This is a genomic window from Brevundimonas sp. UBA7838 (assembly GCF_002500885.1).
GTDB lineage: Bacteria > Pseudomonadota > Alphaproteobacteria > Caulobacterales > Caulobacteraceae > Brevundimonas > Brevundimonas vesicularis_C.
Map to the genome: position 1 here is coordinate 12,907 of NZ_DLTK01000089.1, position 18,814 is coordinate 31,720.

18 protein-coding genes are annotated in these 18,814 nt (G+C 66.5%); 6 read left to right on the forward strand and 12 right to left on the reverse strand.

Annotation, left to right across the window (positions count from 1 at the left end):
* Positions 1-57: 57 nt before the first annotated feature.
* A complete protein-coding gene (locus tag B3T77_RS07100) occupies positions 58-912 on the reverse strand; it encodes an outer membrane protein assembly factor BamD (protein WP_039245588.1) in 855 nt (284 codons plus the stop codon).
* 190 nt (positions 913-1,102) lie between these two features.
* Between B3T77_RS07100 and B3T77_RS07105 the strand changes: the two genes are divergently transcribed.
* Together B3T77_RS07105 and B3T77_RS07110 are read left to right on the forward strand one after the other, a co-directional pair.
* On the forward strand, positions 1,103-2,038 hold the full coding sequence (locus B3T77_RS07105) for a ribose-phosphate pyrophosphokinase (RefSeq protein WP_039245590.1): 936 nt from the start codon (positions 1,103-1,105) through the stop codon (positions 2,036-2,038).
* A gap of 83 nt (positions 2,039-2,121) precedes the next feature.
* A complete protein-coding gene (locus B3T77_RS07110; RefSeq protein ID WP_292078393.1) occupies positions 2,122-3,255 on the forward strand; it encodes a hypothetical protein in 1,134 nt (377 codons plus the stop codon).
* A gap of 68 nt (positions 3,256-3,323) precedes the next feature.
* Here B3T77_RS07110 and B3T77_RS07115 read toward each other — a convergent pair whose 3' ends face one another.
* Complete coding sequence (locus tag B3T77_RS07115; protein ID WP_292078395.1) at positions 3,324-3,533, reverse strand: hypothetical protein; 210 nt, start codon at positions 3,531-3,533, stop codon at positions 3,324-3,326.
* A gap of 19 nt (positions 3,534-3,552) precedes the next feature.
* Complete coding sequence (gene aceA / locus B3T77_RS07120; RefSeq protein ID WP_292078398.1) at positions 3,553-4,833, reverse strand: isocitrate lyase; 1,281 nt, start codon at positions 4,831-4,833, stop codon at positions 3,553-3,555.
* Between the two features lie 156 nt (positions 4,834-4,989).
* Here aceA and B3T77_RS07125 point away from each other — a divergent pair, with 156 nt between their 5' ends.
* Positions 4,990-6,420: a helix-turn-helix domain-containing protein gene (locus B3T77_RS07125; RefSeq protein ID WP_292078400.1), complete on the forward strand. Its 1,431-nt coding sequence runs from the start codon at positions 4,990-4,992 to the stop codon at positions 6,418-6,420.
* A gap of 3 nt (positions 6,421-6,423) precedes the next feature.
* On the opposite strand, the gene B3T77_RS07130 is transcribed toward B3T77_RS07125, so the two are convergent.
* The 6 genes from B3T77_RS07130 to petA form a co-directional block, all read right to left on the reverse strand.
* Positions 6,424-8,064: a M28 family peptidase gene (locus B3T77_RS07130; RefSeq protein WP_292078402.1), complete on the reverse strand. Its 1,641-nt coding sequence runs from the start codon at positions 8,062-8,064 to the stop codon at positions 6,424-6,426.
* 72 nt (positions 8,065-8,136) lie between these two features.
* Complete coding sequence (locus B3T77_RS07135) at positions 8,137-9,804, reverse strand: M28 family metallopeptidase (protein ID WP_292078403.1); 1,668 nt, start codon at positions 9,802-9,804, stop codon at positions 8,137-8,139.
* Between the two features lie 80 nt (positions 9,805-9,884).
* Positions 9,885-10,202, reverse strand: coding sequence for a hypothetical protein (locus B3T77_RS07140; RefSeq protein WP_292078405.1), 318 nt, complete (start codon positions 10,200-10,202; stop codon positions 9,885-9,887).
* A gap of 215 nt (positions 10,203-10,417) precedes the next feature.
* The gene (locus B3T77_RS07145; RefSeq protein ID WP_292078407.1) at positions 10,418-11,293 is read right to left on the reverse strand and encodes a cytochrome c1; all 876 of its coding nucleotides are present in this window, start codon (positions 11,291-11,293) and stop codon (positions 10,418-10,420) included.
* A gap of 5 nt (positions 11,294-11,298) precedes the next feature.
* Positions 11,299-12,603 carry a cytochrome b gene (locus B3T77_RS07150; RefSeq protein ID WP_039245598.1) on the reverse strand — a complete coding sequence of 435 codons (1,305 nt, stop codon included), beginning with the start codon at positions 12,601-12,603 and terminating at the stop codon, positions 11,299-11,301.
* A 16-nt stretch (positions 12,604-12,619) separates the two neighbouring features.
* The gene (gene petA / locus B3T77_RS07155) at positions 12,620-13,177 is read right to left on the reverse strand and encodes a ubiquinol-cytochrome c reductase iron-sulfur subunit (RefSeq protein WP_045810115.1); all 558 of its coding nucleotides are present in this window, start codon (positions 13,175-13,177) and stop codon (positions 12,620-12,622) included.
* 194 nt (positions 13,178-13,371) lie between these two features.
* Here petA and B3T77_RS07160 point away from each other — a divergent pair, with 194 nt between their 5' ends.
* Positions 13,372-13,827 carry a tRNA (cytidine(34)-2'-O)-methyltransferase gene (locus B3T77_RS07160; protein WP_292078412.1) on the forward strand — a complete coding sequence of 152 codons (456 nt, stop codon included), beginning with the start codon at positions 13,372-13,374 and terminating at the stop codon, positions 13,825-13,827.
* On the opposite strand, the gene B3T77_RS07165 is transcribed toward B3T77_RS07160, so the two are convergent.
* Positions 13,818-15,077, reverse strand: coding sequence for a dipeptidase (locus tag B3T77_RS07165; RefSeq protein ID WP_292078414.1), 1,260 nt, complete (start codon positions 15,075-15,077; stop codon positions 13,818-13,820). The two genes, B3T77_RS07160 and B3T77_RS07165, sit on opposite strands and share 10 nt — an antisense overlap.
* A 103-nt stretch (positions 15,078-15,180) precedes the next feature.
* On the opposite strand from B3T77_RS07165, the gene hemF reads away from it, so the two are divergent.
* The gene (gene hemF, locus B3T77_RS07170) at positions 15,181-16,062 is read left to right on the forward strand and encodes an oxygen-dependent coproporphyrinogen oxidase (RefSeq protein ID WP_091748981.1); all 882 of its coding nucleotides are present in this window, start codon (positions 15,181-15,183) and stop codon (positions 16,060-16,062) included.
* Here hemF and B3T77_RS07175 read toward each other — a convergent pair.
* Positions 16,059-16,934, reverse strand: a complete 876-nt coding sequence (locus B3T77_RS07175) for a LysR family transcriptional regulator (protein ID WP_292078417.1) — start codon at positions 16,932-16,934, stop codon at positions 16,059-16,061. The genes hemF and B3T77_RS07175 overlap by 4 nt on opposite strands.
* 79 nt (positions 16,935-17,013) lie before the next feature.
* Here B3T77_RS07175 and B3T77_RS07180 point away from each other — a divergent pair, with 79 nt between their 5' ends.
* The gene (locus tag B3T77_RS07180; RefSeq protein WP_292078530.1) at positions 17,014-18,072 is read left to right on the forward strand and encodes a YeiH family protein; all 1,059 of its coding nucleotides are present in this window, start codon (positions 17,014-17,016) and stop codon (positions 18,070-18,072) included.
* On the opposite strand, the gene B3T77_RS07185 is transcribed toward B3T77_RS07180, so the two are convergent.
* Entirely contained in the window at positions 18,069-18,800 is a 732-nt protein-coding gene (locus tag B3T77_RS07185; RefSeq protein WP_292078419.1) for a glutamine amidotransferase-related protein, read from the reverse strand. The genes B3T77_RS07180 and B3T77_RS07185 overlap by 4 nt on opposite strands.
* Positions 18,801-18,814 lie beyond the last annotated feature (14 nt).

Consider the following 18,814-nt stretch of genomic DNA (forward strand, 5'->3'; position numbering starts at 1 on the left):
ACGAATCATGACCGACAGAATCCCGATCCCCGCCGGATTGCACAAGCCGTCGCGTGATCAGCCCGGAATGATACGCTGCAACCAGCTCTCGCGCTTGCCCTCAGGCGCCTTGTCCGGCGTCTGGCCGTTTTCGGTCAGCAGCGCATAGGCCTCAGCGTACCAGGGGCTGCCCGGATAGTTGTAGCCCAGCACGGCGCCGTTGCGCGTCGCCTCTTCCTTCAGACCCAGCTGAAGGTTGACCTCGACCAGGCGATACAGGGCTTCGGGCGTGTGCGAGGTGCGCTGGAAGTCCGGGTTGGCGATCACGGCCTTGTAACGGTTCAGCGCCGCCAGCGGCTGGTTGGCGCGCTGATAGTAGCGGCCGATGTTCATTTCCTTGCCGGCCAGCTGGTCGTTGACCATGTCGATCTTGACGGCGGCGTCCGAGGCATAGGGCGTGCCCGGATAGCGGCGCGAGACATCCTTCAGACCCGCCAGGGCGGCGGTGGCGTAACCCTGATCACGCCCCACGTCGGTGATCTGCTCGAAGTTGCAGACCGCCTTCATGTAGAAGGCGTAGGACGCTGACGGATTGCCGGGGAACAGCTGGATGAACCGGTCGGCCGCCGCGATGGCGTCGGCATAGGCGTTATTCTGATAGTAGGCGTAGATCTGCATCAGGATCGAACGACGCGCCCAGTCCGAATAGGGATGCTGGCGTTCGACTTCCTGGAAATAGTCCACGGCGTCGGACCAGCGGCGCTGCTGCAGCCGATCATAGCCGGTGTTGTAGAGCGCCTCGACCGGACGTTCCTCATAGGCCAGCTTGGGACGCTTGGTGCCCGAGCAGCCTGAAATCGTCACTGCGGCGAGCGCCGCGGCCATCAGCACCATGCCGGAACGGAACTTAGAAGCGGACAAGGACGACCCCATGACGTGTGAAGGACGGCCCTGAAGCCGTTCCCCGGAAACCAACGCGGCGACCTCTAGCACCCGCAACCGAGCCGCGCCATGCCGAGGAAAACTCAGCATACGACTTGCCCTGCCCGGCTCCACTGGTAAAGAGCGCGCCAACCGACCGCCGTTCATGGGGGGCGGATGACGGCGAAAGGATGACCGGCCGATGAAGCTGCTCTCAGGCAACTCCAACCGCGCACTGTCCCAGGCGATCGCCGACCACCTGGATGCGCCCCTGACCAAGGCCCAGGTCAAGCGGTTCGCCGACAACGAGGTCTTCGCCATCATCGAGGAAAACGTCCGCGGCGAGGACGTCTTCATCCTGCAGTCGACCTCCTATCCGGCCAACGACAACCTGATGGAGCTGCTGATCATAACCGACGCTCTGGTGCGGGCATCGGCGAAGCGGATCACGGCTGTCATCCCCTATTTCGGCTATGCGCGTCAGGATCGTAAGACCGGCGGCCGCACGCCGATTTCGGCCAAGCTGGTCGCCAATCTGATCACCCGCGCCGGCGCCGACCGCGTCCTGACGATGGATCTGCACGCCGGTCAGATCCAGGGCTTCTTCGACATTCCGACCGACAATCTGGTCGCGACCCCCGTGCTGGCGCAGGACATCAAGGAAAACTACGCCCGCGGCGACGACCTGATGATCGTCTCGCCCGACGTCGGCGGCGTTGTGCGCGCCCGTTCGCTGGCCAGCCGCCTGGACGCCGACCTGGCCATCGTCGACAAGCGCCGGCCCAAGGCGGGCGAGAGCGAGGTCATGAACATCATCGGCGACGTTCAGGGCCGCCGCTGCATCCTGTTCGACGATATCGTCGATTCTGGCGGCACCCTGGTCAACGCCGCCAAGGCCCTGATCGATCAGGGCGCGACCGAGGTTTCGGCCTACATCAGCCACGGCGTCCTGTCCGGTCCCGCCGTCCAGCGCATCACCGACGGCCCGCTGAAGGAGCTGGTGATCACCAACTCCATCGAACAACCCCACGAAGTTTTGAACTGCCCGAAAATCCGAGCGGTTTCCGTGGCTCCGCTGGTCGGAGAGGCTATCCGACGGATCGCGAACGAAGAATCGGTGTCGAAACTGTTCGATTAACCTTCGGATAACCATAAGGCCCGCCTTATAAGCGCCAACAGTATTGGCGCTTTTTGCGCGCGTATTCGCCTGAGGAAGTCTCCATGAAAACGGCCCTACTGAGCCGCGGTCTGTCGGCCGCCGCCCTCGCCGCCGCTGTCCTGCTCGCCAGTTGCGAGAGCGGACCCTCGAAGGCCGAGCTGGAAGCCCAGCGTCTGGCGGCGGAACTGGCCGCCCGCAAGCCGCCCCCCGTGTCGCTGAACCAGGGCGTGGCGGACGCCGCCGCCATCTATGTCGCCTTCCTGCGTGAAGCCCAGACGATCCAGCCGGGCGGCTTCCCCGATGCGGAATCGATCCAGGCCGCCCTGCGCAAGGGTTCGGCCTATGACGCCGACCAGTTGTCGCGCGGGCTGATCGCATACGGCGCCATCATCGCCCTGCAGTCGCCCGAGTTCGTCGCCGGCGTACAGCAGTATGCGATCGATCCGGCGCAACGTCAGCGCATGGTCGCCCAGATCGTCGCCGATCCGGCCTACGCCGCCACCCTGCCCGGCGCCGATGCGGCCGCCGGCCTGATCTCGGCGACCGTCGGCAAGGACGCCATCGCCATGCGCGCCATCGCCGAGGCGATCGAGCAGGACGCCTACACCATCCAGGGCCGCAGCGATCCCCGCCGCCGCTGGGCCATCACGCCCATCCCGAACCGCGAAGTGCGACTGGAAAGTGCAAAGACCCTGTCGGCCGTGAAGATGCTGCCGTCGCCAGAGGAATCGAGCCGCCTGTTCGCCGCCGCCAACAGCGGCACGGGTCTGGGACTGGAGCCTTCGCGCAAGGGCCCGCCCTACACCCCCGCCGTCGTCCGCTCTCTGGCCATCGCGGCTCTGGGCGCGCTCGGCGCCGGCGGCGACGAGGCCCGGGTCAATACCGAGGCCCTGACGCACGAGCCGAACAGCGAGTTCTGCATGGATATGTCCAAGCTGATGCTGTTCCAGTGCCTGGCCGCCTCGCGCCCCAGCTACGAGGACATCTTCTGCCTGGGCCGTCACATCACCCGCGACCTGGCGACCTGCACCACCGAGGCGACGCAGATCACCACCATCGTCGTCGGCGATCCTCAGGAAACCGGCGCCGCGCCAGCGCGCACGCCCATCTCGGTCACCGTCCCGCAAGCGACGCCTGTTCCGACCCCGGCGGTTGCGACCACCCAATCGCTGAACACCGACCCGACGACGCGCTAAGCGACACTTCGAACAGAGCAAGGCCCGCTCCGAGCGATCGGAGCGGGCCTTTTTCTTGGGCCATCGGCCTATTCGTAACCGTGCGCCGCTTCGTTGATGACTTGTGACGGCATGGACGAGAAGTCCACGGCGACGGGCGTCGCGGTCTTGGATTGATAGGTCCTCAGCACGTGAGTGAGACGACGACGCACCTCACGTTCGGCCTCCGTGCCGGAGTCGAGCTCCAGGGGCGCCAGGCAGAAGTCGATGATGGCTTCGGTTCGGGTCAGCGGTTCCATTTGCGGGTTCCTTTCCGGGTTAAGCCGCGTGGGTGAACTGGGCGGTCTCGGTCGAGTCCTTCAGCGCCGTCGTCGAGGACGTGCCGTTGGAGATGACCGTGGCGACCTGGTCGAAATAGCCGGTGCCGACTTCGCGCTGGTGACGCGTGGCGGTGTAGCCGCTGGCCTCGTTGGCGAACTCGCGCTGTTGCAGCTCGGAATAGGCCGCCATGCCGCGATCGCGATAACCGTCCGCCAGCTCGAACATCGAGTTGTTCAGGCTGTGGAAGCCGGCCAGGGTCACGAACTGGAACTTGTAGCCCATGGCCCCCAGCTCGCGCTGGAACTTGGCGATGGTGGCGTCGTCCAGCTTGGCCTTCCAGTTGAAGGACGGCGAGCAGTTGTAGGCCATCAGCTTGCCCGGATGGGCCTTCTGGACGGCTTCCGCGAACTTCTTGGCGTCGTCCAGATCCGGATGGCTGGTTTCCCACCACAGCAGGTCGGCGATATTGGCGTAGGACAGGCCGCGCGCGATGCAGTGGTCCAGACCCGTGCCCTCCTTCAGGCGGAAGAAGCCTTCAGGCGTGCGGTTGTCGCGATCGATGAAGGGCTGGTCCCGCTCGTCGATGTCCGAGGTGATCAGTTGCGCGCTTTCGGCGTCCGTGCGCGCGACCGTGATGGTCGGCGTGCCCATGACGTCGGCGGCCAGACGCGCGGCGACCAGATTGCGCTCATGCGCCTGGGTCGGGATCAGAACCTTGCCGCCCAGGTGGCCGCACTTCTTTTCCGACGCCAGCTGGTCCTCGAAGTGAACGCCGGCCGCGCCCGCCTCGATAAAGGCCTTCATGATCTCGAAGCTGTTCAGCGGCCCGCCGAAACCGGCTTCCGCGTCGGCGACGATGGGAACGAACCAGTCACGCTTGGCGCCGCCCTCGGCATGCTCGATCTGATCGGCGCGTTGCAGGGTGCGGTTGATGCGGCGGCACAGTTCCGGCGCGGCGTTGGCCGGATACAGCGACTGGTCGGGGTACATGGCGCCGGCCGTATTGGCGTCCGCCGCGACCTGCCAGCCTGACAGATAGATGGCCTTCAGGCCCGCGCGGACCATCTGCATGGCTTGGTTGCCGGTGACGGCGCCCAGCGCATTGATGAAGGGCTCGTCGTGCAGCAATTGCCACAGGCGGTTGGCGCCCCGCTCCGCCAGCGTATGGGTGATCGGCACCGAGCCGCGCAGGCGCAGGACGTCCTCAGGGGTGTAGGGGCGCTCGATGCCGTCGAAACGGCCGGCGGGCGAAGGCACCAGATCGGCGAAGGTGGTCATGCTCGAACTCGGTCTCTGAAGGGCGCGGCCGCAGCCGCCGTCTCGGAGACAAGAACACGCACCGGTCAAAACTGATACAGACCGAACCCCATCAACGAAGTCATCTTGTCATACTATGACTTTGCTTATTCGGTCACGTTGTGACATCGTGTGGTGATGAACACCGCCGCTGACCGCAAGCTGTTTCTGGGTGCCCGGCTCAAGCGGCTGCGGCGCGATCTGGGGCTGACCCAGACCGCCATGGCCGCCGATCTGGACGTTTCTCCAAGCTATCTCAATCACATAGAACGCAATCAGCGGCCGGTCTCAGCCCAGTTGCTGCTGCGATTGGCGGACACCTATGACGTCGATCTGCGCGCGCTGAACCAGGGTGGCGCGGCGGACGAGGCGCGTCTCACGGAAATCTTGGCCGACCCCCTGTTCAAGGACCTATCCGCCCCCCGCCACGAACTGGTGCAACTGCTGGAAGAGGCGCCCGGCGTCGCCGACGCCCTGCTGCGCCTCTATCAGGCCTTCGACGACGGCCGCACGCGCGCACGCGCCGCCGCCGAAACGGGTGAGAGCCCGATCGAGACCAGCCCCGCCGAATGGGTGCGCGAATACATCCAGTCGCGCGGCAACCATTTTCCCGAACTGGACCAGATGGGCGAGGCCCTGTCCGACGCCCTGTCCACAGAGGCGCCCGCCCACGCTGACGGCTTCGAACCCGCCGCGCGCCATCGGCTGGCGGCCAGGCACGACCTTGGCGTCCGAACCCTGCCGGCCGAGGTCATGGTGGAGTGGACCCGTCGCTACGACCTGCACCGCCGCCGCCTGCTGCTGTCGGAAACCCTGGGGCCGTCCTCGCGCGCCTTTGCCACCGCCTATCAACTGGCCCTGGCCGAGCAGGGGCCGGCGCTCAACGCGCTGGCAGAGGCCTCGAACGCCCCGGACGCGCCCACTCGATCGCTGCTGAAGGTCGCCCTGACCAACACGCTCGCCGCCGCGACCCTGATGCCCTACGCCGCCTTCCAGCGGGCGGCGGAAGAGACGCGCTACGATCTGGCTCGGCTCCAGGCCCGGTTCGGCGTCAGCTACGAACAGGCCGCGCACCGCCTGACCACCCTGTCGCGCCCCACCGCGCGCGGCGTGCCCTTCTTCCTGATGCGTGTCGATCAGGCGGGCAACATCTCCAAACGCTATGCGGCGGGCGCCTTTCCCTTCTCGCGTTTCGGCGGCGCCTGCCCGCGCTGGCGGCTGCATTCGGCCTTCCGCACGCCGGGCCGCATCGTCACCCAGATCATCGAGACTCCAGACGGCGGCCGCTGGTTCACCTTCGCCCGCACGGTCGAGCGGCAAGGCCACGACGGTTATGATGAGCGCCACGACCTCGCCGTCGGCCTGGGTTGCGAACTGCGTCACGCGCATCGCTTGGCCTACGCCCACGGCATCGACCTGCAGAACCCCGAGGTCACGCCCATCGGCCCGGCCTGCCGCCTGTGTCATCGTCACCCCTGCGCCGAACGCGCCGCCGCCCCCATCGACCGCCCCCTAGCGGTCGATGACTGGTCCAAGTCCGTCAGCCCCTATCCGTTCGGCGCGGTTTGAGGCCTAGCGTCTCTGGTCCGCCGTGCGGTCGCGGATGGCGTTGAACTCGGCCGTCGGCTTCCACGCAGGCCAGCTCTCGCTGTCGGCCACCGTCAGCCCCAGCCGATACAGCAGGTCTAGGTTCTGCAAGGCGGCCGTGAAATCATAGTCGGCCCGCCATTCGTCGGTCAGCTTGTGATAGTATTTGGCCATCGCGCCCTCGTAATAGGGCTTGCCCGCCTCGATCCCGCCCTCGACGAAATCGCGGCCCGTCCACGGCATTAGGGCCGGCACCCCGCCGGCGGCGAAGTTGAAGTGGTCGGAGCGGTAGTAGAAGCCTTCCTCCGGATAGCCGTCGCCCGTCACCACCCGCCCCTGCACGGCCGCAAACCGGCCCAGGATATCCTCCAACTCGGACTTGCCCACGCCGAACACCGCCACGTCGCGCGTCGCTGGCGTGAAGGGCAGCATGTCGATGTTGATGTCCGCCGCCGTCTTGGCCAGCGGATAGACCGGATCGGCGGCATAGGCTTCCGACCCCAGCAGCCCCTGCTCCTCGGCCGTGACGTGCAGGAAGACCACGGTGCGCTTCGGCGCCGGTCCAGCCTTGAACGCCCGCGCCATCTCGATCAGACCGGCCGTCCCCGACGCATTGTCCCAGGCGCCGTTGAAGATGTCGTCGCCCTCGGCATTGGGAGTCCGGGCCTTGCCGACGTGATCCCAGTGGGCGGAATAGAAGACGTACTCGTCAGGCCGCTCGGTGCCGGGGATCTTGGCCAGCAGGTTGTTGGAGTGGATGACCTCGGTGGCCTCGGCGATATCGACGCTGAGCCGCGCGCCCAGATCGATCGCTCCGCCCAAGGCGGTCGTCTTCGCACGCTCGACGGCGGCTTCCAGGGCCCCGCCGCCGATCGCCGTCGCCGTGGCCATGTTGATGGATCCGCTGAAACGCGGGTCCTGCGCGCCCTTGACCGTCATCTGCGGCCGGGTCGCCCCGCCCAAAGCGCGACGCCAGCGGTTGTCCTGGTCCTGAAGCGTGATGACGCCCACGGCACCCCGCTTCAGCGCCTCCTGGGTCTTGTGCGTGGTCGAGCCGTAGAAGTTGGGATCCTCGCCCATCACCGTCGGCTGGCCGCGCAGAATGACCACGACCTTGCCGGTCAGGTCCGCATTGCCATAGTCGTCCCAGGTCGGGCCCGAAATGCCGTAACCGGCGAAGACCAGCGGCGCCTCGGCCGTCACGACCGGTTCCGCCGAACCGGCCCGCAGGGTGATGTCCGTCCCGGAAACCAGCGGATGCGCCACGCCGTCCGCCCCGGTCCAGGACGCCATCGGCGCCCGCTCCGGCGTGAAGCGCACCAGATCGACGGGCTGCAGCCATGATCCGTCGCGCCCGCCCGGCTCCAGCCCCATCGCCTCATACTGCGCCTGCAGATAGGCCAGGGTCAGCCGTTCGCCGATCAGGCCGGGAAACCGCCCCTCCAACTCGTCCGACGCCAGATATTTGATGTGGTCCGACAGGCGCTGGGCGCTGAACTGAGGCGTCGCGGCCGAGGCCACGGCGAAAGCGTCCAGCTTCGGCGCCGGAGATGCGACCGGCGTGGTCGCGCAGGCGGCGAGTGCAAGCGCCGCGAGGGCGATGAGGGGTGAACGGCGATGGATCATTGAACTGACTCGACAGGCGGAATGGCAAAGGGGCGGAGATCCCTCCCCGCCCCATCTCGATGTTTGAAAAGACTAGCGGCGTTCGGACGCGGTCGTGGCGCGCACCGGCGCGAACTCCGAACCCGACTTCCACTGCGGCCAGTCGCGACCGTTCGCCAGGGCGCGACCGACATCGTAGAAGACGGCCAGGTCCTCGATCATGCCGCTGTAGTCCCAGTCGGGCGACCATTCATCCGCCGCCTGATGATAGCGTTTGGCCCCGTATTCCGACCGCGCCGCCTCGCGCGCGGCGATCGGTTCGTCGCGGAATTCGCCCCGGCTGCCGGCGTAGGCCATCGGCACGCCGCGCTTGGCCAGCGGGAAGTGGTCCGAACGATAATAGGTGCCGGCCGCATTCTCGTAATCCGGCACCAGCGACCGCCCTTGCGGCTGAATCGCCGCCGCTAGACGTTCGTCGAAGTCCGACTGGCCATATCCGGTGACGCCCAGACCGGTGACGCGGCCATAGACGTTCATGGAGTCCATGTTGAACCCGCCCACCGTCTTGGCCAACGGATAGACCGGGTTCACCGCATAGTATTCCGAGCCCAGCAGGCCGCTTTCCTCGCCGGTGAAGCTGATCATCACGATCGAGCGCTCGGTGCGCGGCGCGCGACCGAACATGCGCGCCAGCTCCAACAGACCCGCCGTGCCCGACGCGTTGTCCACCGCCCCGTTGAAAATGCGGTCGCCGGTCGCATCCGGCTCGCCCATGCCGATGTGATCCCAGTGGGCGGTATAGAGGATCGTCTCGTCCGGATGAGTCGAGCCCGGCAGGCGGGCGATGACGTTGTGGCTGGTGACCTGACTGGTGGCCACGTCGAACTCGGTCGAGAAGGATGCGCCGGGCAAGGCGACCGGCTGGAAGTCACGGCTGCGCGCCTGGACCTTCAGCGCGTCGAAATCCAGACCCGCGCGACGGAACAGATCGACCGCCACGTCACGCTGGATCCAGCCCTCCATCGGCACGCGCTCCGCCGCCGCATTTTGGCGCAGGATGTCGAACTGCGACACGCCCCAGGAGTTGGCGACCGTCTGCCAGCCGTAAGACGCCGGCGCCGTCTCGTGCACGATCAGCACGCCCGCCGCGCCCTGTTTGGCCGCCTCTTCGTATTTGTAGGTCCAGCGGCCGTAATAGGTCATGGCCTTGCCGCCGAAGGTGTTCAGCGCTGGCTCCTCGAAGTCGGCGTCATTGACCAGCACGACCAGGATCTTGCCGCGCAGGTCCTGGCCCTTGAAGTCGTTCCACCGCCGCTCGGGCGCATTGATGCCATAGCCGACGAAGACCAGCGGCGCGTCCTTAAGGCTGACGTTTTCAGCCGGGCGGCGGGTCGAGATGGCGACCTCGCGCCCTTGCGTCATCGCCAGGGTCCAGTCGCCCAGCTTTAACGACGCCCGGACATTGGACTGGGTAAAGCGGTTCAGGATCACGTCCTGCGTCCACTGGCCGTTCGGCCCGCCCGGCTCGAACCCGGCGGCGGCGTAGCCTTCGCTCAGATACCGGATGACCTTTTCCTCGGCCGGTGTGGCGATGCCCCTGCCCTCGAAACTGTCGTCCGAAAGCGTCTTGATGTCCTGCGAGATGCGCGCCGCATCGAAAGTCGGGACGGTGTGATCCGCAGCGGGGTTGGGCGCCGTGGCGCAGGCGGACAAGGCGGCGCTCGCCAACAAAAGAGCGGCGAAAGAAGAGACAAGACGCATGAACTGAGGGCCCCACAGCCAGAAACGATGCGCGACCCTAGGGGGCGATCATCCAGCTGTCGACACAAACGAGGCTTCCGTTAGCGTGCAACGGGGCTCTCGCGAGCGTCGCAGGTTTTTGTCACGGCCTCGCGAATGTCGGCATAACGACCACGGACGGCCAGATCCCTCGCAGCTTCGCAATCGCCGCTGGCGATCAAACGGTCGAGTTTGTCAGCCAGCTCGAAGCGCTGGTTGATGACCACCTGCCGCCAACGCTGGATTTGATCACGCCGCTCGTTTTCGACAATCAGGCGACGGTCGTTGTCTTCGAAACGCGCAAGGCCGCCGACCGCGTAGATGACCTGAGAGTTCGAGGGACTTGGTGTGGTGGTCGGCTGCGCGGCGGAAACTGTCATCGCCAAGCCGAGAGCAATTGTAAGCATTGTCACCTCACGAAGTTCGTCAGCGATTTAGACACAGGTTGCAAACACGCGCCACCTCAAGGCGATGACAATCAACTTCAGACAGTGCACACAACGGCTTCGGGCCGTACCAAACATGATCTGCAAACGAAAAAGCCCGCCGAGGCGAACCTCGGCGGGCTTACGATTTCGATCAGGCGGCGACGTCCTTAGTGCGCGACGCCCTTCCAGATGCGGCGGTAGGCGACGTAGGTGATGCCGGCGAACAGCAGCAGATAGATCATCACGCCCAGACCGGCCTGCTTGCGCTCGACCATCTTCGGCTCGGACGTCCAGGCGATGAAGGCCGCGACGTCCTTGGCGTATTGATCGACCGTCTGCGGCGAACCGTCGTCATAGGTCACTTGACCGTTCTGAAGCGGCGGCGGCATGGCGATGAAGCCGCCGGGCGGAACGTCCTTGTGGTCACCCGTCCAGAACGGCGTCAGGTCGCCGGCCATATAGGGGTTGTAGTGCTGACCCTCGCGGATCTGCAGGCCGGCCGGCGCGGCCTTGTAGCCCGACAGCAGCGAATAGATGTAGTTGGCGCCGTCGTGACGGGCCTTGGCCATGACCGATAGGTCGGGCGGCGCGGCGCCGCCATTGCCCGCCGCCGCCGCCGTGGCGTTGGGATAGGGGGCGCGGAACTTGTCGGCGGGCGTGGCGTCACGCTGGATCGCCTCGCCAGTCTCGCTGTCGATGTCGCCGACCTGATTTTCCTTGGCCAGAGCCTTCACGACAGGGTTGTCGTTCGGGTTCGGGTACTTCGGATTCCAGAACGGCCCATGACGGTCGCCCAGGTTCCGATAGTGCATCAGGTTCATGCTGTGACAGGCGGCGCAGACCTCGTGATAGACCTTATAGCCGCGTTGCAGCTGGCCCTGGTCATAGGTGCCGAACGGCCCCTCGAAGCTGAACCCGCCCGAGCGCGGATGGGCGGCGGCGCCCGACGCCATGGCGGGAGCGGCTGCGCTCGACAGACCCAGCGCGATGGCGGCCGAGGCGATGATCGTCTTGAACGACACGGTCTTCATTCCAATCGTCATGATTTTCAGACCTTGTGCTCGACGGCGCCGGCGCCGGTCAGGACCGGCTCGGAGATCGTCGCCGGGATCGGCAGCGGCTGCTCCTTCAACCCGACCAGCGGCATGATGATCAGGAAGAAGACGAAGTAGTAGAGGGTAAAGACCCGCGTCAGCCACAGGTAGGAGTTCAGGTCGCCGTCGATCAGGGTGAAGGTCTTGAACGACCCGATCACCGGCGCGTCAGGCAGCTGACCACCGCACCAGCCCAGGCCCACGCCCACCACCAGGAAGATGATGAAGAAGGTCCGCATCGTCGGGCGATAGCGCATCGAGCGCACCTTGGACGTATCCAGCCAGGGCAGGACGAACAGCACGCCGATGGCGCTGAACATGGCCACCACGCCGCCGAACTTGTCCGGGATGGCGCGCAGGATCGCGTAGAAGGGCAGCATGTACCACTCGGGCACGATGTGGGCCGGCGTCTGCAGCGGGTTGGCCGGGATATAGTTGTCGGCGTGGCCCAGCGCGTTCGGCTGATAGAAGACGAAGATGGCGAACAGGATCAGGAACAGGATGATCGCAAAGCCGTCCTTGACCGTGAAATACGGGTGGAAGGGCAGCGTGTCCTTCTTCTCCCGATCCTTCGGGATCAGGATGCCGACCGGGTTGTTCTGACCGGCCGAGTGCAGCGCCCAGAGGTGCAGCACGACGCAGCCCAGGATGGCGAAGGGCAGCAGATAGTGCAGCGAGAAGAAGCGGTTCAGCGTCGCATTGTCGATCGCCGGGCCGCCGCGCAGCCAGATCAGGATCGGCTCGCCCAGCACGGGAATGGCGCCGATCAGGTTGGTGATGACCTCAGCGCCCCAGAACGACATCTGGCCCCACGGCAGGACGTAGCCCAGGAAGGCGGTGGCGATCATCAGGAAGAAGATCACGCAGCCGATGATCCAGATCATCTCGCGCGGCGCCTTGTACGAGCCGTAGTAGAGGCCGCGCAGCATATGCAGATAGACGGCGATGAAGAACATCGACGCGCCGTTGGCGTGGACATAGCGGATCAGCCAGCCGCCGTTCACGTCGCGCATGATGCGCTCGACCGAGGCGAAGGCCAGGTCGACGTTCGGCGTATAGTGCATGGCCAGGACGATGCCGGTGACGATCTGCGTCATCAGGCACAGGGCCAGGATGCCGCCGAAGGTCCACCAGTAGTTCAGGTTCCGCGGCGTCGGCAGGGACATGTAGTCCGCGCCGAAACGGATGATCGGCAGCCGGGTGTCCAGCCACTTCTCGACGCCCGTCTTCGGGACGTAGGTGCTCTCGTGATCGCTCATGATTCCCCCTTGGTCCTCAGCCGATCTTGACGCGGGTGTCGGACAGATAATCGTATTCCGGCACCACCAGGTTCAGAGGCGCCGGCCCCTTACGAATGCGGCCGGAGGCGTCGTAGTGCGAGCCGTGGCAGGGGCAGAACCAGCCACCGTAATCGCCCGCGCCAAAGGTCGGCACGCAGCCCAGGTGCGTGCACGAACCGATGACGACCAGATATTTCTCGTGACCCGGCTTAGTGCGCTCGGCGTCGGTCTGGGGCTGCTTCAGGTCCGGAGCATGATCGTCCGCGATGACCTTCTGCAACTCGGCCGGGGTGCGGTAACGCACGAACACCGGCTTGCCCTGCCATTTGATGACGACCTGCTGGCCTTCCTGAACCTTGGTCAGGTCGAACTCGATCGACGCCAGCGCCAGCGTATCGGCCGCCGGATTCATCTGGTTGATCAGCGGCCAGGCGATCATGGCGCCCGCGCCGACCGCTGCGGCGCCCGCCGCGATGTAGATAAAGTCCCGACGATTGGGATCACCGCCCTCAGGGCTGTGACCGTCTTCCGTATGCACGACCGATTCGGCCACGTTTCCACCTCTCGAACGCCGCAGAAGACCCCCAAGGGCGTCCCCAGCCACGGCACGAACCAACAAAAGACGCCGGGAATCCCCGACGGCCCGTGACTTGCGCCGCGTTGGACGCAAGCTGCTGACGTTTCTTGCGAAACGCTCGCAAACAGACCGCGACAAACCCCCTCGCCGCGCGTATGTCAGGCCTTAGAATGCGTCTCGCCCTTTTTCAACCGGACATTCCTCAGAACGTCGGAGCCTGCATCCGATTGTCGGCCTGTTTCGGCGTCGATCTGCATGTGATCGAGCCGACGGGCTTCCGTTTTGACGACCGCGCCATGAAGCGCGCCGCCCTCGACTACGGCCCACTGTCCCACATGACCCGCCACGCGGACTGGGAAGCCTTCCAGGCGGATCGTCCGGCCGGGCGGCTGGTGCTGCTTACGACCAAGGGCGCCACACCCCTGCCCGATTTCGTCTTCCAGCCTGACGACACCCTGCTGTTTGGCAAGGAAAGCGCCGGCGCCCCCGACTATGTCCACGCCGCCGCCGACGCGCGTGTCGTCGTGCCGCTGCGACCCGACGCCCGCTCGCTGAACCTGTCGGTCACAGCCGGAATCGCCCTTTGGGAAGGCCTGCGCCAGACGGGCGCCGTCGGTCAGTTCTGAGCCGAAGCGGGCTCCAGCCGCGCCATCGACGGGCGTTCGCCGGACTTTGACGCCGCCACCGCCTCGACCGGCCGCATCACCCGCAGCAGGTTCTCGCCGGCGATCTTGCGGATGTCGGCCTCGGTCCAGCCCGCCTCCATCAGGGCCGCCAGGATTCGCGGATAGGCGTCCACCCCGCCCATGCCTTCCGGCAGGCTGCCGATGCCGTCGAAGTCGGCGCCCAGGCCGACATGGTCGATGCCCGCCACTTCGCGCACGTGCTGAATATGCGCCACCACGTCGGCCAGGGTCGCCTGGGGCGTCGGATTGGCGGCGGTCCAGGCGGTCAGCCCGGCCTCGACCGCGCCGGGATCGCCGGGGTTCAGGGTCTTCAGCCGCGCCTCCTCGCCCGCCTTGGCCCCGTTCCAGGTTCGCACCGCCTCGGACACGAAGCCGGGCGCCAGGTTGATCATCACGATGCCGCCGTCCTGCGGCATCATCCGCAGCACTCGATCCGGCACATTGCGCGGATGATCCGTGACCGCCCGCGCCGAGGAGTGGGAGAAGATCACCGGCGCATCGGACACGCGCATGGCGTCCAGCATCGTCTCCTCGGAGACGTGGCTGAGATCGACCATCATGCCCAGCCGGTTCATCTCCTTGACCACCACCTCGCCGAACGGGCTGAGCCCGCCCCACTTCGGCGCGTCCGTCGCGCTGTCGGCCCAGGTGGTGGTCTTGGAGTGGGTCAGGGTCATGTAGCGGGCGCCGGCGCGGTAGAACTCCCGCAGCAGGGCCAGGGAATCGTCGATCGAATAGCCGCCCTCCATCCCGATCAGGCTGGCGATCCGGCCCGACTTGAACACCGCATCCACCTCGTCCGCCGTGGTCGCCAAGCCGAAGGTGTCGGGATGGGCGGCGATGATGCGTTTGGCCGTATCGATCTGCTCAAAGGTTTCTTCGACCGCCTCCAGCGGCGTCAGGCTGGCGGGCACATAGACGGACCAGAACTGCCCTCCGACGCCTCCAGCCCGCAGGCGCGCGATGTCAGTATGCAGTTTCGTCGACGCCGCCAGATTCTTCGTCAGATCAACGGCGTAGACGTCATTCCCATACTGCTGTCGGAGCGCCCACGGCAGGTCGTTGTGCCCGTCGATCAGCGGCGTGGTCTTCAAAATCTCCATCACCCGCGCCTCGTCCGCGTCCTGGGCCTGAACCGCTCCTCCCAGCGCGAGCGAGGCGACGGCGACGGAGACGAGACGACGGATCATGGGCGGGCTTCCTGAAAACGGCAGACGGCCATTAGCGCCCGCGATTCTGCTTATGACAACCTCGCCGGATGACGCCGCGGCCGCGACGTGGTTCAAGCGCGCCATGAGCGACGCCGTCTTCTCCGATCCGCTCGACCTTAAGAAGGTCGAGACCCGCGCCTGGTTCGAACATCTGCGCGACCGCATCCATGCCGCCTTCGAGGCGCTGGAGGATGCCGCCCCCGCCGACCTGTTCCCCGGCGAGCCCGGTCGCTTCGTCCGCACCGCATGGGAACGGCCCGAGGGCGGCGGCGGCGTCATGGGAATGATGCACGGCCGCCTGTTCGAAAAGGTCGGCGTCCACGTCTCTACCGTGCATGGTGCCTTTCCCCCCGACTACGCCAAGAACGTGCCCGGCGCCGACGTCGATCCGCGCTTCTTCGCGACGGGGATCAGCCTGATCTGCCACCCCGTCAGCCCGCGCATTCCGGCCGTTCATATGAACACACGCTTCATCGCCACGACCAAGAGCTGGTTCGGCGGCGGCGGCGACCTGACGCCCGTGCTGATGGCGGATCGTCGTCAGGATCACCCCGACACCGTCGCCTTCCACGCGGCCATGCAGGCCGCCTGCGACGCCCACGACCCCACCTGGCACGCCAAATACAAGGCCTGGTGCGACGAGTATTTCTATCTGCCTCACCGCAAGGAGCCGCGCGGTACTGGCGGCGTCTTCTATGACCATCACGACAGCGGCGACTATGACCGCGACTTCGCCTTCACCCGCGACATCGGCCTGGCCTTCCTGGACGTCTATCCGCGCATTGTCGCCGCCCGCATGGCCGAGCCCTGGACGGCCGAGGAGCGCGAGGAACAGCTGATCCGGCGGGGCCGCTACGTCGAGTTCAACCTGCTCTACGACCGTGGCACCATGTTCGGGCTGAAGACGGGCGGGAACGTCGACTCGATCCTGTCGTCCATGCCGCCGGTGGTGAAGTGGCCCTAGCCCATCGCCTCGACAAACACGTCGCCGGCGCGGCTGCGATACCGTTCGCGGTGTCGTAACAGGCGGAACGGCCGCTCGGGCAGGGTGAAGGGCGCCGTCACCAGCCGTCCGGCGGCCACCGACGCATAGGCCACGCTTTCCGACAGCGCCGTGGCCCCGGCCCCGGCCTCGGCCGCCGCCAGCACGGCCTCGTTCGACGGCAGGGTCATCGACACCGACAGGGTCGCGGGATCGACCCCAATGTCCCGCACCGCTGCCTCCAGAGTCGATCGCGTGCCCGAGCCGACTTCGCGCAACACCCAAGGCTGGTCCGCCAGATCATTCGCCTCCAGCCGACGTCGCGTCGCCCAGGGATGGTCCGGCGTCACCAGCACGGCCAGCCGATCCGACCCCACCTGAACCTGCGACAGGGCCGGCTCGTCCACCGCCCCCTCGACCAGGCCGATCTCGGCAGCGCCGCTCAACACGGCCTGCGCCGCCTCGCGCGTGTTTCCGATCTCGACGGCCAGTTCGACGCCGGGATAGGCCGTATGGAAATCCACCAATCGGCGCGGCAGCCAGTAGCTGGCGATGGTCTGACTGGCGAACACCGCCAGACGCCCGCGCCGTAGGGCGCTCATGTCCGCCAGAGCCGCCTCAGCCGCCGCCGCTCGCGCCAGCACCGCCTTGGCCTCGGGCAGGAAGGCGCGGCCGGTCTCGTTCAGCACCACGCCACGCCCGACCCGGTCGAACAGCCGCACGTCATGCTCGGCTTCCAAAGCGGCCAAAGCATTCGACACCGCCGACTGGGTCAGGTTCAGCGCCCTTGCCGCCGCCGTCACATGGTCACGCTCGGCGACGGCGACGAAGATACGCAGGCGTTCCAAGGTCACGATTGATCTCCAAATCGGATTGAAACGACCATAACTATCCGTTGGACCGCCGTCGAGGGCAGGCGCATCACGCTTGCCGATGGAGTCCGCCGCCCTGCCCGCCCCGCTTCGCGCGCCCATTGTGGCGTCGGCGACAGCGTTCGCGCGCAAAATCCGGCCGGGCGTCATGCTGTGCCTGTTGGTCACTCTGGCCGCCATCGGTCTGACCAGCATCGAGCGCGACGTGATCGGCCATGTCTGGCTGGAGCCGCTGGTGCTGGCCATCCTGCTGGGCGCCGCCGTCCGCACCGCCTGGACGCCCGATGCGCGGTTCAAGGCCGGGATCGACTTCTCCGCGAAGACCCTGCTGGAGGTTGCGGTGGTCCTGCTCGGCACCTCGGTCAGCGCCGCCACCCTGTCATCGCTGGGCGTCGGCTTCGTCCTGGGCATCTTCGCCTTGGTCGCGCTCGCCATCGTCGTCGGTTTCGGCGTCGGCCGCGCCCTGGGCCTTAACGCGCGCATGGCCCTGCTGGTCGCCTGCGGCAACGCCATCTGCGGCAACTCCGCCATCGCCGCCGTCGCCCCCGTCATCGACGCAGACGGGAAAGAGGTCGCCGCTTCCATCGCTTTCACCGCCGTGCTCGGCGTGATCGTGGTTCTGACCCTGCCCCTGCTGGGTGGCCTGATCCATCTGAACGGCCTGCAATACGGCGCCCTGGCCGGTCTGACCGTCTATGCCGTGCCGCAGGTTCTGGCGGCCGCTGCGCCCTTCGGCGCGGTCGCCACCCAGACCGGCACGGTGGTCAAGTTGGTGCGGGTGCTGATGCTCGGCCCTGTCATCCTCGCCCTGTCGCTGATCTTCCGCGAGCGCGCGCCCGGCGCCGCAAAGCCCGGCCTGTCGCGCCTGCTCCCTTGGTTCATCATCGGCTTCCTGGTCATGATCGGCCTGCGCTCGTTCGACCTGATCCCGCAGGCTGCGCTGGCGCCCATGGCCGCCGCCTCGGGCTTGTTGACCGTCGTCGCCATGGCCGCCCTGGGCCTTCAGACCGACATCCGCGCTGTCGCCCGCGCCGGCGGCCGTGTCGTCGCCGCCGTCGTCCTGTCGCTGGGCGCCCTTGTAGTGCTGGCGCTGGCGCTGATCCGGCTGCTGGGTCTTTAAATCCCGCTGCCGTCATCCTCGACCGGCGGCGGGGTCAGCAGCAGGAAGGCGCGGATCCAGGCGGTCAGCACCGCCCGGTCGTTGGGCCGTTTCAGACTGTCGATCGCCTGATCCGCCACATCATGCGGGATGCGCACCCCACGCCGTCCCTCGATCAGGGCCGCCGCATAGTCCGGCTGAAACTCCGGGTGGCACTGGAACGAGATCGCATCGTCGCCCCAGGCCAGACCGGCGTAAGGCGTAAACCCGCTGGACGCGATCACCCGCGCATCGTCCGAAACCGCGACCACCTGATCCTGATGCGAAACGGGAATGGCGATCGTCCGCGCGCGCGGATGCATCCACGGCGCATCCTCACGCACGTCATAGCGGTGCAGCCCCACGCCCCAGCCCTTGTGCGACTTCTCCACCACCCCGCCGAACGCATGGGCCAGCGCCTGATGCCCGAAACAGATGCCGACCAGCCGCGTCCGACCCCGCGCCGCCCTCAGCCAGTCAATCAACTGCGGGATCCACGGCAGGTCGTCATAGACCCCCGCCGCCGACCCCGTGACGATGGCCCCATGAAACGCCGAGGGATCGCCCGGCAGATGCCCAGACTGCACGTCGAACCGCGTCGTCGGCACGCCCTCGCCCAGCAGGGCCCGGAACCGCGCCGGATAGTCGTCGAAATCGTCCTTCAGATGCTCCGGCGGGTGTCCGGTTTCCAGAATGGCGATGCGCGTCATGCGATCAACCTAGT

What these genes read in the sequence shown, in the direction of transcription:
- B3T77_RS07185 (WP_292078419.1), bottom strand. Translation starts at nt 18,800, where the DNA reads ATGACGCGCATCGCCATTCTGGAAACCGGACACCCGCCGGAGCATCTG.
- aceA (WP_292078398.1), bottom strand. Translation starts at nt 4,833, where the DNA reads ATGACCACCTTCGCCGATCTGGTGCCTTCGCCCGCCGGCCGTTTCGAC.
- B3T77_RS07100 (WP_039245588.1), bottom strand. Translation starts at nt 912, where the DNA reads ATGGGGTCGTCCTTGTCCGCTTCTAAGTTCCGTTCCGGCATGGTGCTG.
- B3T77_RS07115 (WP_292078395.1), bottom strand. Translation starts at nt 3,533, where the DNA reads ATGGAACCGCTGACCCGAACCGAAGCCATCATCGACTTCTGCCTGGCG.
- B3T77_RS07140 (WP_292078405.1), bottom strand. Translation starts at nt 10,202, where the DNA reads ATGACAGTTTCCGCCGCGCAGCCGACCACCACACCAAGTCCCTCGAAC.
- B3T77_RS07105 (WP_039245590.1), top strand. Translation starts at nt 1,103, where the DNA reads ATGAAGCTGCTCTCAGGCAACTCCAACCGCGCACTGTCCCAGGCGATC.
- B3T77_RS07145 (WP_292078407.1), bottom strand. Translation starts at nt 11,293, where the DNA reads ATGACGATTGGAATGAAGACCGTGTCGTTCAAGACGATCATCGCCTCG.
- B3T77_RS07150 (WP_039245598.1), bottom strand. Translation starts at nt 12,603, where the DNA reads ATGAGCGATCACGAGAGCACCTACGTCCCGAAGACGGGCGTCGAGAAG.
- B3T77_RS07180 (WP_292078530.1), top strand. Translation starts at nt 17,014, where the DNA reads ATGGAGTCCGCCGCCCTGCCCGCCCCGCTTCGCGCGCCCATTGTGGCG.
- B3T77_RS07165 (WP_292078414.1), bottom strand. Translation starts at nt 15,077, where the DNA reads ATGATCCGTCGTCTCGTCTCCGTCGCCGTCGCCTCGCTCGCGCTGGGA.
- B3T77_RS07160 (WP_292078412.1), top strand. Translation starts at nt 13,372, where the DNA reads ATGCGTCTCGCCCTTTTTCAACCGGACATTCCTCAGAACGTCGGAGCC.
- B3T77_RS07110 (WP_292078393.1), top strand. Translation starts at nt 2,122, where the DNA reads ATGAAAACGGCCCTACTGAGCCGCGGTCTGTCGGCCGCCGCCCTCGCC.
- B3T77_RS07130 (WP_292078402.1), bottom strand. Translation starts at nt 8,064, where the DNA reads ATGATCCATCGCCGTTCACCCCTCATCGCCCTCGCGGCGCTTGCACTC.
- B3T77_RS07125 (WP_292078400.1), top strand. Translation starts at nt 4,990, where the DNA reads ATGAACACCGCCGCTGACCGCAAGCTGTTTCTGGGTGCCCGGCTCAAG.
- B3T77_RS07135 (WP_292078403.1), bottom strand. Translation starts at nt 9,804, where the DNA reads ATGCGTCTTGTCTCTTCTTTCGCCGCTCTTTTGTTGGCGAGCGCCGCC.
- hemF (WP_091748981.1), top strand. Translation starts at nt 15,181, where the DNA reads ATGAGCGACGCCGTCTTCTCCGATCCGCTCGACCTTAAGAAGGTCGAG.